The following is a 14,404-nucleotide window of genomic DNA, read 5'->3' as shown; positions in this document are numbered from 1 at the left end:
TCCGCCCGGCAACGACGCCGGACCACGACCTCCGTGGTGCTCAGCCGGCCGTGCGAGTCGGGCGGAGTACAGAAGTGACCGAAGGCCCCCGCCGTAACCGGGCGGGGGCCTTCGGCGTGCCCGGCCGGGGAGGCCCCGGGCGGGGCGTACGCGACCCCGCGGGCGCCCTGTGCGCGGGCTCTGCCGCGAGGGGCGCGCGGCAGAGCCCCGGCCCCCTCCGTGCGGGGGTGGCCGGGGCCCTGTGGCGCTGCGTCAGTCCGTCTTGATGGCGCCGAGGATGTCGAGCCGGGCCGCCCGGCGGGCGGGCCAGATCGCCGCCACCAGGCCCACCAGCCCGGCCAGCGCCAGGAAGGCGAGGAGCTTGCCGTAGGGCAGCACCGTGTCCAGGCCGGGCAGGCTCGTCTCAAGGGTGCCGTTGACCGCCCAGGCGAGGAAGCAGCCGAGCAGGACGCCGATCACCGCGCCGAAGAGCGAGATCACCACCGACTCCAGCCGGACCATCCGCTTGACGCCCCGCCGGTCCAGGCCGATGGCGCGCAGCATGCCGATCTCGCGCTTGCGCTCGAAGACGGACATCGCCAGCGTGTTGACCACGCCGAGCACCGCGACCAGGACGGACATCGCCAGCAGGCCGTACATCAGGTTCAGCATGAAGGTGATGATCGAGCTGAACTCCTCCCGGATGTCCTGCTTGGTCTTCACGTCGATCACCGGGTTGCTGCCGGTCGCGTCCTTGATCGCCGCCCGCAGGCCGGCCGACGGACCGTCCGCGCCCTTCACCAGGATCTGCGTGACGTACGGGTCCCCGGTGTGCCGCAGGACGTCGGCGTTGGCCATCACCACGGGGGAGAGCAGCTCGTTCTTCCGGAACAGCCCGCCCACGGTCACCGTGCCGCTCTGCCCGTCCGGGTACTCGACGGGCAGCGTCGAACCGACGGTCATGCCGTTGTTGCGGGCGGTCTCGGCCTCGACCAGGACCAGGCCCTGCTTCAGCGCGGCGGCCGTGCCGCCCGCCATGTCCAGGGCGACCAGCCGGTCGATCGCGTCCGGGTCCACGCCGCTGATCGCCCGCTCGCGGGTGCCCAGCTTCCAGTACACGTCGGTCATCGCGCTCACCGCGGACACCCCGGGCACCTTGGCCACCGCGTCCGCCAGCGCCGGGTCCGGCGAGATGCCGTTGGCCGTCTTGATGCTGTAGTCGGCCCGCATGCCGCTGGTGACGGCGCGGCCCACGGCGTCGTCCACCGACGTGCCGATCACGGTCAGCGAACTCACCAGGGTCAGGCCGATGGTGAGGGCCGCGGCGGTCGCCGCCGTGCGGCGCGGGTTGCGCACCGCGTTCTGCTGGGCGAGCCGTCCGGCGGTGCCGGCCGTGCCGCGCAGCAGCGGCCCGGCCAGGGCCACCACCGGACGGGAGAGCAGCGGCAGCAGCAGGAAGATGCCGATCAGCGCGACGCCCGCGCCGCCGCCGACGGCCATCCGGCCGGCGTCGCCGCCCAGCGAGGCGCCGTACGCGACCAGGCCGAGACCGCCGCCGGCGATCACGCCGCCGATGCTGTTGCGCACGATCAGGCTCTTCTGGCTCACCGGCTGGTCGCCGCTGCTCATCGCGGCGACCGGGGCGATCCCGGCCGCCCGCAGGGCGGGCAGCACGGCCGACACCACCGTCACCAGCACGCCGGTCAGCAGCGACACGAGGACGGTCGCCGGGGCGACCACCAGGCTGCCGGACGGCATGCCGGGGGCCATCGCCCCGAGCAGGGCCTGCATGCCCGCGCCGATGCCCACACCGGTCGCGAGACCGGCGGCCGAGGCGATCACGCCGATCAGCAGCGCCTCCACCAGCACCGAGCGGACGACCTGCCCGCGGGACGCCCCGACGGCCCGCAGCAGGGCGAGCTCCCGGGTGCGCTGGGCGACGAGCATCGTGAAGGTGTTCGCGATGATGAAGACGCCCACGAAGAGCGAGATCGCGGCGAAGGCCAGCAGCGCCGTCTTCATGCCGGACGTGCCCTCGGCGATCTGCTTCGCCTGGGTGTCCGTCAGCTCCTGCCCCGTCCGGGCCTCCATCCGGTCACCGGCGGGGAGGGCGGGGACGGCCTGGGCGAGCAGTGCGCCCTGCGCGACGCCGGGCTTCGCCGTGAGGGCGATGCCGCTGTAGCGGCCGGGGTCTAGCAGCAGCCGCTGGGCGGTGGCGTTGTCGAACAGCGTCAGCGAGCTGCCGGAGCCGACCTCGGGGTCGTCGGTGGTGAAGACGCCGACCAGCCGGACGTCGGAGGCGGGCCCGTCGGAGGCGATCCTGACGGTGTCGCCGACCGTGTACCCGCCCTTGTCGGCGGTCTCCCGGTCGAGGGCGATCTCGCCGCTCCTCCGCGGCCCGCGGCCCCGGGCCATCGGGTACCGCGCGTCCGCGCCGGACGCGTCCGGCAGGTAGTTGGCGCCGCGGGCGCTCCAGCCCTGGCCGATCAGCTCGCCCCTGCGGTCGGCGACGCCGACGAAGCCGGAGACCAGGCCGCGGGCCCGCCCCGTGCCGGGCAGGGCGGCGAGCCGGGCGACCGTGGCGTCGGTGAGCTGGTCCTGCGGCTTGTCGCCGCGCTCCCGGGCCCGGCGGAAGCTGTCCGCGGCCGGGTCGGTGACCAGCACGGAGACGTCGGCGTAGCTCTTGGAGTAGCTGTTCTGCAGGGCCTTGCCGAACGTGTCGGAGAAGACCATGGTGCCGGCCACGAAGGCCGTGCCCAGCAGGACGGCGAGCGCCGTCATCAGCAGTCGGCCCTTGTGGGCCAGCACGTTGCGCAGTGCGGTGCGGTACATGGATGCGTCCTGGGGAGTGGGGTCGGGCGGGCTGCGTACGGAGCGTCAGCTCGTCCGGCCCTTGGCGTCGAAGCGGCGCATCCGGTCCAGCACGGTGTCCGCGGTCGGCGCGAGCAGCTCGTCCACGATCCGCCCGTCGGCGAGGAACACCACGCGGTCGGCGTAGGAGGCGGCGACCGGGTCGTGCGTCACCATCACGACGGTCTGGCCGAGTTCGCGCACGGAGTTGCGCAGGAAGGAGAGGATCTCGGCGCCGGAACGCGAGTCGAGGTTGCCGGTCGGCTCGTCGGCGAAGACGATCTCCGGGCGGGAGGCCAGTGCCCGGGCGCACGCGACGCGCTGCTGCTGGCCGCCGGAGAGCTGCGACGGCCGGTGCGAGAGCCGGCCGGAGAGGCCGACGGTGTCGACGACCCGGTCGAGCCAGGCGCGGTCGACGGCGGTGCCGGCGATGTCCATCGGCAGCGTGATGTTCTCCAGGGCGGTCAGCGTCGGCAGGAGGTTGAAGGCCTGGAAGACGAAGCCGATCTTGTCCCGGCGGAGCCGGGTGAGCTGCTTGTCGCGCAGCCCCACGAGCTCGGTGTCGCCGATCGTGGCGGACCCCGACGAGACCGTGTCGAGCCCGGCCATGCAGTGCATGAGCGTCGACTTGCCCGAGCCGGAGGGGCCCATGATCGCGGTGAACTCGCCGCGGCCGAAGGCCACGCTCACGTCGTCCAGGGCGACCACGCGGGTCTCGCCCTCCCCGTAGACCTTGTTCAGGCCGGTCGCTCGGGCGGCCGCCTGGCCGGTGCGGACGGCGGATGCGGTCGTCGTGGTCACGGGAGGGCTCCTGTCGGGAGAGTGCGGCTGACCGTTCGATCCTCCCGTGCGCGATCATGGATGACGTCGCTCCGGCGGACGGTTGCCACGACCCCCGCCAGGCGTACCCGGCCCCCGTGGGCCTCCTCCTCCGGGATGACCCCGACCCCGACCGCCCGGCGTGGCCGGATCGGGGTGCAGGCATGGGTGAATATCGGACAGTTCGTCAGATGGCAAGGAAACATGACAACTTCCGATGCCCGGAACATGCGAAACGGGGATCCGGACGACTAGGCTCAGGGGGCCCGTACAGGGGCGCGCGGTTCACGCCCGGGTGGTGGAACGCAGACACGGGCAGCTTAAAACTGCTTGGCCGCGAGGCCGTGCCGGTTCGAGTCCGGCTCCGGGCACCAGCGCACACTTTCGCCGTTCGCAAGATCCTCCTCACGGCGTACGCGTAATGCTTTGCCAAACCATTACCCTGTTTCCGTGGGCAGCGCCGTGCCGCCCCGGAGGGAATGACATGAGAAGCAGCAACCCGGTCTTCTCGCGGGAGGGCTCCTTCACCCGCGACACCGGCTACGCGGGGTTCGGCACCACCCAGCAGCCCCACCCCGGCACGCAGGGCCCCGGCGCCCCGGCCGGCGGCAGCCCCTACGGCAACAACCCGTACGGCAACAACCCGTACGCCGGCCCCGCAGGCACGCAGCTGACGGACGAGCAGCTCGCCGAGATGTACCAGGCCCCCTCCGCGGGCCCGCTGCAGACCGGCCGGATGACCATGGACGACGTGGTCGCCCGCACGGCCCTCACGCTCCTCACCCTCGTCGCCGCCGGCGCACTCGCGTGGTTCACCCTGCCCTCCGACAACTACGGCTTCGCCGTCGGCGCCGCGCTGGCCGCCTTCGTCGTGGGCATGGTCGTCACCTTCAAGCGGAGCGTCAGCCCCCCGCTGATCCTGCTCTACGCCGGCCTGGAGGGCTTCTTCCTCGGCGCGATCACCAAGGTCTTCAACACCATCTGGCCCGGCATCGCCATCCAGGCCGTGCTCGGCACCGCCGTGGTCTTCGGCGCGATGCTCGTCGCCTACAAGAGCGGCCGCATCCGGGTCACCCCGCGCTACATGCGGATCGGCCTGGCCATCGCCATGGGCTTCCTCGGCCTGCTGCTCGTCAACCTCGTGGCCTCGGCCTTCGGCGCCGACATGGGCCTGCGCTCGGGCCCGCTCGGCATCGTGGTCGGCCTCGTCGGCATCGCCCTCGGCGCCTTCTTCCTGTCGCTGGACTTCGCCCAGATCGAGGAGGCCATCCGCTACGGCGCCCCGCAGGAGGAGGCCTGGCGGGCCGCCTTCGGGCTCACCCTGTCGCTGGTCTGGATCTACCTGGAGATGCTGCGCCTGATCGCCATCCTCCGCGGCGACGACTGACCGGTACCGCGTGCACGACGGTCCGGCCCCGGGAGCACGCGCTCCCGGGGCCGGACCCGTTCCGGGGCCGATACGCTCCCCGCATGTCCCATGCACACCCCCCGGCGGCCGTCCGGCCCGCCGACCCCGAGGCCGTCCCGCGGATCGCCCCGCAGGCCGCCCTGCTGGACGCGGTCGAGCGCCTGGCCGACCGGTTCCGTTCGATGCCGCAGAGCCGGCTGCTCGCCGCCGTACCCGGCCACACGTCCCGCGCCGCCGCCGTCCTGGCCCTCGTCCGCGGGTTCGCCGCGACCGCGCTCGCCCTGGAGGGCGAGCCGCCGCGCACGGTCCCGGACGCCGGCGCCTTCGCCGTCGGCGACCAGCTCGCGGTGGCCGGGTACGACCTCGCCGCCGCCGCGGGGGGACGCCCCGAGGTGCTCGCGGAGGCCCTGGCGGCCGTCGCGGCGGCCGAGGCCGTCACCGCCTGACCCCCCGGCCGCACCCCCGTCGTGGCCTCGCGGCCCGGCCGGCCGCGCGCCGGTGCCCGTCGTCGTCGCCGTGGGCGGAGACGGCCGAGGGCCGGTCGGGCGCGCAGCCCCGGGGCCGCCCGACCGGCCCTCGGCCGGTGTCCTGCTGGTCGTGCCGCCGGTGTCAGATGCTCGCGACCACGCGGTCGGCGAGCACGTACACCGCGTCCTCGTCCGTCGAGAAGGTCAGCGAGTACGAGCCGGAGAACCGGGAGCCGCCGAGCAGCCGCACGTCCTCGCCTGCCCGGACGGCGTCGATCAGCCGGTAGGCGGCCTCCCGGTCGCCGGGGGCCACGCACAGCGAGGTGCCGTCGGCGAAGGCGTACACGTCGAGCGTGCCGAGCGGGCCCGGGCGGACGTCGGTGAGCGCGATCCGCTCGTCGGCGAGCACGGCGAGCCGGGTGTCCGTCCACTCGCGGGACGGCGTCTGGCTGGGCACGAAGTCGGGGTGCGACGGGTGGCGGCGCGGGTCCGGGGCGGCGGCCGGCTCGGCCTCGGCGTCCAGCAGGCCGGACTCCAGGCCGGTGGCGAGCAGATCGGCCTCGCGGCGGGCCCGGGCGTCACCGCCGGCCTCGGAGGGCAGCGGCGCGCCGCCGCCCTGGGAGGGGTGACCGGGTCGCAGGCCGCCCTCGGCGGGGCCGTCCGTGACGATGTCCTCCAGCGCGTTCCGCAGCGCCTCGCCGAAGCCGGGGTCCATCGAACCCGCGTTGTCGGCGGCGCTCTCCGGGCCGGTCGGCCGCGGGAAGAACAGCGGCCACTCCTCGCCCACGCTCAGGAACGGCCCGTCGAACAGCGGGGAGTCCTCCGCGGCGCGCGCCTCCTGCTCGGCCCAGAACGCCCGGGCCTCGGTGATCTCCCGCTCCCTGTCGGCCGCGAGCGCCTCGGTGACCGCCCGGCGTATCGAGGCCTCGTCGACCGCGGTCGACGCCGCGACCGGTGACGTGTGCCGGGCCTCCAGGCGGCGCGACAGCGCGCGGACCTGGAGCAGCACAGCGGTGGCGACGGCGATCAGGATCAGCAGCAGAGAGATGTAGACGACGCTCACGGAATGTACTCCTTGCGCGGAGTGGAACGGGGGTGCACATCCACAGTGCCGCATGCGGGCGGTTTGCTGCAGTGGCTGATGTCCCATTCATGCCGGACTTCCGCACTTGTCCCCAAATTGTTAGGTACAACCCTTCTACGCAGCGCAGTCGAGCCATTCCGCTGCGTCGATGAAACGGCCCGGAAATGCAAAATCGAGGGCCGGATCACCTTTCGGATGTGATCCGGCCCTCAATTACGGAGTGTCACTCCGAACGGGTGGTGCGAGCAGCGTCACGTCCCCGCCCGCGGTGCGGTGCGGGCGGGTGCCGCCTCGGCCGGCGACCCCCGCCCCGCGCCGCGGCTCAGCTCAGCCGCTCGATCACCATCGCCATGCCCTGGCCGCCGCCGACGCACATGGTCTCCAGGCCGAACTGCTTGTCGTGCCACTGGAGGGAGTTGATCAGGGTGGTGGTGATGCGGGCGCCGGTCATGCCGAAGGGGTGGCCGACGGCGATGGCGCCGCCGTTGACGTTGAGGCGGTCGATGTCGATGCCGAGGTCGCGGTAGGAGGGGATGACCTGGGCGGCGAAGGCCTCGTTGATCTCGACGAGGTCGATGTCGCCGATCGTCATGCCGGCCCGTGCGAGGGCCTGCCGGGAGGCCTCGACGGGGCCGTAGCCCATGATCTCGGGGGAGAGGCCGCTGACGCCGGTGGAGACGACGCGGGCGAGCGGGGTCAGGCCGAGCTCGCGGGCCTTGGTGTCGGACATGATCACGAGGGCGGCCGCGCCGTCGTTGAGCGGGCAGCAGTTGCCGGCGGTCACGGTGCCGTCGGGGCGGAAGACCGGCTTGAGGCCGGAGACGGCGTCGACGGTGACGCCGGCGCGGGGGCCGTCGTCCTGCGAGACGACGGTGCCGTCCGGGGTGGTGACGGGGGTGATCTCGCGTGCCCAGAAGCCGGCCTCGATGGCGGCCTCGGCGAGGTTCTGGGAGCGGACGGCGAACTCGTCCTGCTCGGCGCGGGTGATGCCCTTGAGCGCCGCGAGGTTCTCGGCGGTCTGGCCCATGGCGATGTAGGCGTCGGGGGCGAGGCCGTCCTCGCGGGGGTCGTGCCACTCGCCGCCGCCCTGCTCGGCGCGCCGGGTGGTGCGGGCCCTGGCGTCGGCGAAGAGGGGGTTCTCGGTGTTCGGCATGCCGTCGGAGCTGCCGTTGATGCTGCGGGAGACGGTCTCGACGCCCGCGGAGACGAAGATGTCGCCCTCGCCGGCCTTGATGGCGTGCAGCGCCATGCGGGTGGTCTGCAGCGAGGAGGAGCAGTAGCGGGTGACGGTGGTGCCGGGCAGGTAGTCCATGCCCATCTGGACCGCGACGATGCGGGCCAGGTTGTGGCCCTGCTCGCCGCCGGGCAGGCCGCAGCCGAGCATCAGGTCGTCGATCTGCCGCGGGTCGAGGCCGGGCACCTTGGCGAGGGCCGCGGCGATGATCTGGGCGGTGAGGTCGTCCGGGCGGACGTCCTTGAGGGATCCCTTGAACGCCCGGCCGATCGGCGAACGGGCGGCGCTGACGATGACGGCTTCGGGCATGGTGGGCTCCTCGCTGAGTGACCGGCTAGCGAGCATTCACTTGTGGGAGCGGATCGGCCCCCAATGACGCTCGGGAGGAAAATTACCGCTTGGTAGCTCCGGCGTCACCCGGTCCCGGGTGTGAGTTGGCCGACGCCCCCTCCGGCACCGGTGTCCCCGGCAGTCCGAGCCGCAGCCGGTGCCGCAGCAGGGCCCAGCGGGCGGCCGCGTCCGGACCGGCCGCCGCCACCTCCGTGCCGGACCGGCCCGCCGCGGCCGCCGCGGCCACCGCCACCGGCAGGACGGCCTGCGCCATCGCCGGCTCGCTCCCGGCCCTCTCCGCGTCCTGCGGCCACAGGTCGAGCGCCGCGCAGAGCGAGGGCAGCATCGCCATCGCGGCCGTCGCGTACCCCTGCGAGGAGGGGTGGTAGCGGTCGGCGGCGAACATCTCGGGCCGTGCGGCGAACTCCGGGCCGAGCAGCGAGCCCAGCGAGACCGTCCGGCCGCCCGCCTCGACGACCGCGATCGTCTGGGCCGCGGCCAGCTGCCGGCTCACCCGCCGGGCCACCCAGCGCAGCGGCGGCCGCACCGGCTTGATCGTGCCGAGATCCGGGCAGGTGCCGACCACCACCTCGCAGCCGCCCGCCCGCAGCCGCCGGACGGCGTCGCCCAGCTCCCGGACGGACTGCGCGGCCGGGCTCCGCCGGGTCACGTCGTTCGCCCCGATCATGATCACCGCGAGCGACGGGCGGTGCGGCAGGGCCAGCTCCACCTGCGGGCCGAGGTCGGCCGAGCGGGCGCCCGAGCGGGCCACGTTGACCAGCCGCACCCGGCGCTCCGCCACCGAGGCGAGTCCCGAGGCGAGCAGCGCCCCGGGCGTCTCCCGGCCGCGGGTCACCCCCAGCCCGGCCGCGGTCGAGTCGCCCAGGAACGCCAGGACGAGCGGCGCCCCGTCCGGTGCGGTGCCCGCCGTGCCGGTGTCGGCGAACGCGTCGCCGTACACCCCGTCCGCCCGCGGCGGATCGCCGTCCAGCAGTCCGATCGCCCGGATGGCGAGCCGGCTCTCGGTCAGCAGCAGTCCGGCGAGTCCCACGCCGAGCAGTCCGAGCCCACCGCCGCCGTACGCGGCCGCGGTGGCGATCCGGCGGGCGACCCGTGCCCGCGACGCCTGTGCCCCTGGCATCCTGCACCCCCTTGTGCGGTTTCCAGAGTCCTCGTACCCCTTGGTACCCGTCGGCGCCGCGTGCCTACCGGCAGCCGTCGGCCATCCGTGGCCATACCCTTTAGATACCCACAGTCACACGCGCCACTACCCGGGAGGATCCCCGTGCGGTACAGCAATTCGATCATCGAGTTGGTCGGCAACACGCCCCTGGTGAAGCTCACGAAGGTCACCGAGGGCATCACGGCGACGGTCCTGGCGAAGGTCGAGTACTTCAACCCGGGCGGCAGCGTGAAGGACCGGATCGCGGTGCGCATGATCGAGGCCGCCGAGGCCTCCGGCGCGCTCAAGCCCGGCGGCACGATCGTCGAGCCGACCTCGGGCAACACCGGCGTCGGCCTGGCGATCGTGGCCCAGCAGAAGGGCTACAAGTGCATCTTCGTCTGTCCGGACAAGGTCTCCACCGACAAGATCAACACGCTGCGCGCGTACGGCGCCGAGGTCGTGGTCTGCCCGACCGCGGTGGCCCCGGAGCACCCGGACTCGTACTACAACGTCTCCGACCGCCTCGTCCGTGAGACCCCGAACGCCTGGAAGCCGGACCAGTACTCCAACGCGGACAACCCGGCCTCGCACTACCACTCGACCGGCCCGGAGCTGTGGGAGCAGACCGACGGGAGGATCACCCACTTCGTCGCGGGCGTGGGCACCGGTGGCACCATCTCCGGCACCGGCCGCTACCTGAAGGACGTCTCCGAGGGGCGCGTCCAGGTCGTCGGCGCCGACCCGGAGGGCTCGGTGTACTCCGGCGGCACGGGCCGCCCGTACCTCGTCGAGGGCGTCGGCGAGGACTTCTGGCCGACCGCGTACGACCGCACCGTGGCGGACGAGATCGTCGCGGTCTCCGACAAGGACTCCTTCCGGATGACCCGCCGCCTCGCCAAGGAGGAGGGCCTGCTGGTGGGCGGCTCCTGCGGCATGGCGGTCGTCGCCGCGCTGGAGGTCGCCAAGCGGCTCGGCCCCGACGACGTCGTCGTCGTGCTGCTGCCGGACGGCGGCCGCGGCTACCTCTCCAAGATCTTCAACGACGACTGGATGGCCGACTACGGCTTCCTGCCCACCGCCACCGACGAGGAGCACATCGGCGAGGTGCTCGCCCGCAAGGACGCCGTCGAGCACGAGGGCATCCCGCAGTTCGTCCACATGCACCCGGGCGAGACCGTCGCCGAGGCCGTCCGCGTGCTGCGCGACTTCGGCGTCTCCCAGATGCCGGTGGTCTCCCCCGGCGCCGGGCACCCGGACATCATGGCGGGCGAGGTGATCGGCTCCGTCGTCGAGCGCGAGCTGCTGGAGGGCCTCTTCGCCCAGCGCGTCCAGCTGACCGACACCCTCGACAAGGTGATGTCGAAGCCGCTGCCGGTCGTCGGCTCCGGCGAGTCGGTCACCACCCTGATGACCGTGCTGGAGAAGGCCGACGCCGTGGTGGTGCTGGTGGACGGCAAGCCGCAGGGCATCGTCACCCGCCAGGACCTGCTGTCCTTCCTCACCAGCCGCGCCGGGCACTGAGGAGCCGTCACCGCCCCCGGCCCGATCGGTGCGCTGAAGGAGTGAAAGTCCGCCGGCCGCTCGGTTGGTACACCGACGTCACCTCTGCGCATCACGCCATTAACAACGGCCGTGCAATGTAGTGGTCAACGGCAAGACGCCAAAGCATGGTGGCAGCGGATACCGGGAGCGGCTCCCCGGTACCGCAGTCACCACGGACACGTCGGTCGGCCCTGACCCGGCCCTCCGTGTCCCGCCCGCGGGGGTTGCCGTCGTCCCGCCCCTGTCAGACCGAGGCCTTCGGGTCGAGGCGATCGACAGGGTGCGGTGACCCCCGCGGCACCCATCGCGCCGAAAGGCGCGTCTCCGCGGCTCCCGGGTGGGGGAGCTGGGCGGAGTCGGAGCGGTCGGTCCCCGGGTATCCCGGGGGCCGGCCCCTCCCGAACTCAGGGTTCCCGGTCGGCGGGTGGGCCGACCGGGAACCCTGCTTCGTTTTCCGGCCCGAGCGGGTGCGGTTTGGGTCCGATGGCCCGCTGACCTAGGCTCGCCGCCATGACCAGCACTGACCTGCCCGCGCAGGACGCCCCGCGTTACGTACGCCTCAGCATCGAGCTCATCGCCGAGATCACCGATGAGCAGGCCCTCAAGGCCGCCGCCCTCGCCCAGGTCGAGAACGACGAGTACCTGGACGACGAGGAGCGCGCCCAGTCCGTCGAGGCCATCGAGGTGGACCCCTCCGGGTCGCTCGCCCACTTCATCGACCCCGTCGCCCTGCTCGGCGACGTCCCCGGCATCGAGCTCACCTCGGCCACGTGGGAATCCGCCCACACCGAGTTCGACCCCGAGGAAGAGAGCTGGGACGAGTACACCGTCGAGTAGTCGCCGTGACGGGAATCACGTCACCTAATGCCCGGTCCGGACTTTTCCGGACCGGGCATTTGTCCGTTATGGAGGTATGGCAAGTACTCTCGTACGGTCTCAAGCATTTGTGACGGACCATGCCATTGATCCGAATTGCCATGCTTGATCCGTACAGGCGCGCCGACCCGCGCAGGCACCGCAGCAGGGAGAACGACCGTGACGGCACCCCACCACCAGGAGCGCGGAACCACGACCGGCTGGAGCCGCCGAGGCGTCCTGGCCGGCCTGCTCGGCGCGCCCGTCCTCCTGGTCGCGGCCTGCAACGGCGACTCCGGCGGCCCCGCCGCCGGCTCCACCGCGGCGGCCGGCCTGCCCGCCGGCGGCGCGGGCGGTGACGGTGACGGCACCGAGAACGGCGCCACCGACGGGGCGAGCGGCACCCCGAAGACCTCCGCCGCCCGAATATCCGTCACCCCGGCCGACGGCAGCACCTCGGCCTCCTTCACCGCACCGATCCGGGTCACCGTGACCGGCGGCACACTCTCCACCGTCACCGTCACCGACGGGGCCGGCCGCACCGTCGCCGGCACCCTCGCCGCCGGCGGCCGCTCCTGGACCTCCACCGCGACGCTCGCCAGCGGCACCGGCTACACCGTCGCCGCCTCCGCCGCCGACCCGGACGGCCTGGAGACCGAGGCGCACGCCGAGTTCGCGACCGCCTCGCCCGCCCACACCTTCGTCGGGCACTTCACCCCCGAGAACGGCTCCACCGTCGGCGTCGGCATGCCGGTCTCGATCACCTTCAACAAGGCCGTCACCGACCGCAGGGCCGTCCAGCAGGCCATCACCGTCACCGCCGACACCGGCGTCGAGGTCGTCGGCCACTGGTACTCCAGCACCCGCCTCGACTTCCGCCCCCGCGAGTACTGGGCCAAGGGCACCACCGTCACCCTCAGCCTCCGCCTCAAGGACGTCGAAGGCGCCAAGGGCGTGTACGGCACCCAGTCGAAGGACATCCGCTTCACCGTCGGCCGCAGCCGCACCAGCGTCGCCGACCTCGCCGCCCACACGCTCACCGTCACCACCGACGGCGAGGTCACCGCGGTCCACCCGATCATCGGCGGCGCCCCCGCCACCCGGACCTGGGGCGGCAAGCTCGTCATCTCCGAGCAGTACCTCCAGACCAAGATGGACTCCCAGACCGTCGGCCTCGGCGACGAGTACAACATCCCCGACGTGCCCCACGCCCAGCGGCTCACCACCTCCGGCACGTTCATCCACGGCAACTACTGGTCGCCGTCCGCCGCCTTCGGCCGGGAGAACCTCAGCCACGGCTGCATAGCCCTCCGGGACGTCCAGGGCGCGGGCGACGACACCACCGACGGCGCCGCCTTCTTCAAGGGCTCGCTCGTCGGCGACGTCGTCGAGGTCGTCAACTCCGGCGACAAGACGGTCACGCCGTCCAACGGGCTCAACGGCTGGAACCTCGGCTGGGCCGACTGGAAGGCCGGCAGCGCGATCTGACCCGCCCCGGCGCCCGGTGGCCGCCGTCGTGGTCGGCGGCCCCGGCCGGCGGGATCAGCGCTTCGCGTAGTCCGCGAACCCCTGCCAGTCGATCACGACGCACGCCTCGTCGCCGACGACCCAGGCGTCGTGGCCGGGCGGGCACACCATGAAGTCACCAGGGCCGAACTCGTCCTCCTGGCCGTCGTCCATCACGATCCGCATGCGGCCCGACAGCACGTACCCCACGTGCGAGGCCTGGCAGGTCCCCGTCCCGGCGATCGGCCTCACATGCCGCGACCATCGCCAGCCCGGCTCGAACGTGCCCCGGCCGACCCCGCCACCGGCGAGGTTGACCAGCTCCACCTTGCCGCTGCCCTCTTCGAAGGGGCGGACTTCCTCGGGTGCGTCGAGGCTCATACGGACGAGGCCGGACATGGCGGTGCTCCCTCCGACGGGGGGCGGCGATCCCGCCCCGTCGGGCGCGGCCCTGCTGGTACCCCCAGTCTGCGCCCGTCCGGGGAACGCGGCCAGGGCCGCCGGACCGGCACCGGCCGGTCCGGACCGGTCCCGTGCGGCGGACCGTTCCTGACGCCCCGCCCGCCCCCGGGGTTCCACGGCGGCGGCCGCCCGCAGCGCCCGCGCCGCCCAGTGCCACGTCGCCCGCAGCGCCACGTCGCGAACCCGCCGGTGCCCGCGCCCGGGCCCCGGCAGGCTGGCCGGCATGACGACCCTGCGCATCGAACCGATCCCCGCCGACACCTGCGCCCGCCTCCTCCGGAGCGACGACGCCGGCCGACCCCCCGTCCTCTCCACCCCGGCCGAGGGCGGTGCCCCGCTCCGCTGCTGCCTCACCCGCGCCCGCCCCGGGGAGCCGGTCGCCCTCGTCAGCTACGCCCCGCTGCGCCGCTGGGCCGCCGAGACGGGCGCCGACCCCGGCCCGTACGACGAGCAGGGGCCCGTCTTCCTCCACGCCGACCCGTGCGACGGCCCGGCCCCCGGCTGGCCCGACGGCCTGCACACCGGGTCGCGGGTGCTCCGCGCGTACGACCGGCGGGGCCACATCCTGCGCGGCGTGCCCGTCGAACCCGCCGAGGCCCGGTCACGGGCCGAGGCGCTGCTCACCGACCCGGAGGTCGCGGTGGTGCACGTGCGGGCCCTCGGGTTCGGCTGCTTCTTCCACGCGGTGCGGCGCGCCTGAGCC

At 73.4% G+C, this 14,404-nt stretch carries 12 protein-coding genes and 1 tRNA gene; 7 read left to right on the top strand and 6 right to left on the bottom strand.

Annotated elements, in window-relative coordinates:
- Positions 1–252 precede the first annotated feature (252 nt).
- On the bottom strand, positions 253–2,811 hold the full coding sequence (locus tag OG335_RS16260; protein WP_405011836.1) for an ABC transporter permease: 2,559 nt from the start codon (positions 2,809–2,811) through the stop codon (positions 253–255).
- A gap of 45 nt (positions 2,812–2,856) precedes the next feature.
- Positions 2,857–3,630 (bottom strand): ABC transporter ATP-binding protein, encoded by a 774-nt coding sequence (locus OG335_RS16255; protein WP_405011835.1) that lies wholly within the window; start codon positions 3,628–3,630, stop codon positions 2,857–2,859.
- 307 nt (positions 3,631–3,937) lie between these two features.
- Between OG335_RS16255 and OG335_RS16250 the strand changes: the two genes are divergently transcribed.
- The 3 genes from OG335_RS16250 (at position 3,938) to OG335_RS16240 (ending at position 5,502) form a co-directional block, all read left to right on the top strand.
- A tRNA-Leu gene (locus OG335_RS16250) sits at positions 3,938–4,022 on the top strand.
- Positions 4,023–4,132: 110 nt separating this feature from the next.
- Positions 4,133–5,035 (top strand): Bax inhibitor-1/YccA family protein, encoded by a 903-nt coding sequence (locus OG335_RS16245; protein ID WP_405011834.1) that lies wholly within the window; start codon positions 4,133–4,135, stop codon positions 5,033–5,035.
- An 83-nt stretch (positions 5,036–5,118) separates the two neighbouring features.
- Positions 5,119–5,502, top strand: coding sequence for a hypothetical protein (locus OG335_RS16240; RefSeq protein WP_405011833.1), 384 nt, complete (start codon positions 5,119–5,121; stop codon positions 5,500–5,502).
- Positions 5,503–5,665: 163 nt separating this feature from the next.
- Here OG335_RS16240 and OG335_RS16235 read toward each other — a convergent pair whose 3' ends face one another.
- From OG335_RS16235 to OG335_RS16225, 3 genes are all read right to left on the bottom strand, one after another.
- The gene (locus OG335_RS16235) at positions 5,666–6,586 is read right to left on the bottom strand and encodes a hypothetical protein (protein WP_405011832.1); all 921 of its coding nucleotides are present in this window, start codon (positions 6,584–6,586) and stop codon (positions 5,666–5,668) included.
- Positions 6,587–6,929: 343 nt separating this feature from the next.
- Positions 6,930–8,150, bottom strand: coding sequence for an acetyl-CoA C-acetyltransferase (locus OG335_RS16230; protein WP_405011831.1), 1,221 nt, complete (start codon positions 8,148–8,150; stop codon positions 6,930–6,932).
- 82 nt (positions 8,151–8,232) lie between these two features.
- Positions 8,233–9,312, bottom strand: a complete 1,080-nt coding sequence (locus tag OG335_RS16225) for an SGNH/GDSL hydrolase family protein (RefSeq protein ID WP_405011830.1) — start codon at positions 9,310–9,312, stop codon at positions 8,233–8,235.
- A gap of 144 nt (positions 9,313–9,456) precedes the next feature.
- On the opposite strand from OG335_RS16225, the gene OG335_RS16220 reads away from it, so the two are divergent.
- From OG335_RS16220 to OG335_RS16210, 3 genes are all read left to right on the top strand, one after another.
- Positions 9,457–10,857 (top strand): cystathionine beta-synthase, encoded by a 1,401-nt coding sequence (locus OG335_RS16220; RefSeq protein WP_405011829.1) that lies wholly within the window; start codon positions 9,457–9,459, stop codon positions 10,855–10,857.
- 531 nt (positions 10,858–11,388) lie between these two features.
- A complete protein-coding gene (locus OG335_RS16215; protein WP_405011828.1) occupies positions 11,389–11,715 on the top strand; it encodes a hypothetical protein in 327 nt (108 codons plus the stop codon).
- 198 nt (positions 11,716–11,913) lie between these two features.
- Complete coding sequence (locus OG335_RS16210) at positions 11,914–13,221, top strand: Ig-like domain-containing protein (RefSeq protein ID WP_405011827.1); 1,308 nt, start codon at positions 11,914–11,916, stop codon at positions 13,219–13,221.
- A 54-nt stretch (positions 13,222–13,275) separates the two neighbouring features.
- Here the strand turns inward: OG335_RS16210 and OG335_RS16205 are convergent, their stop codons facing one another.
- On the bottom strand, positions 13,276–13,638 hold the full coding sequence (locus OG335_RS16205; protein WP_405011826.1) for a cupin domain-containing protein: 363 nt from the start codon (positions 13,636–13,638) through the stop codon (positions 13,276–13,278).
- A 286-nt stretch (positions 13,639–13,924) separates the two neighbouring features.
- Here OG335_RS16205 and OG335_RS16200 point away from each other — a divergent pair, with 286 nt between their 5' ends.
- Entirely contained in the window at positions 13,925–14,401 is a 477-nt protein-coding gene (locus OG335_RS16200) for a DUF1203 domain-containing protein (RefSeq protein ID WP_405011825.1), read from the top strand.
- Positions 14,402–14,404: the final 3 nt, after the last annotated feature.

Origin of the sequence: Kitasatospora sp. NBC_01539 (assembly GCF_045040525.1) — a bacterium.
GTDB lineage: Bacteria > Actinomycetota > Actinomycetes > Streptomycetales > Streptomycetaceae > Kitasatospora.
This window is presented reverse-complemented; position numbering and strand designations above follow the sequence as displayed.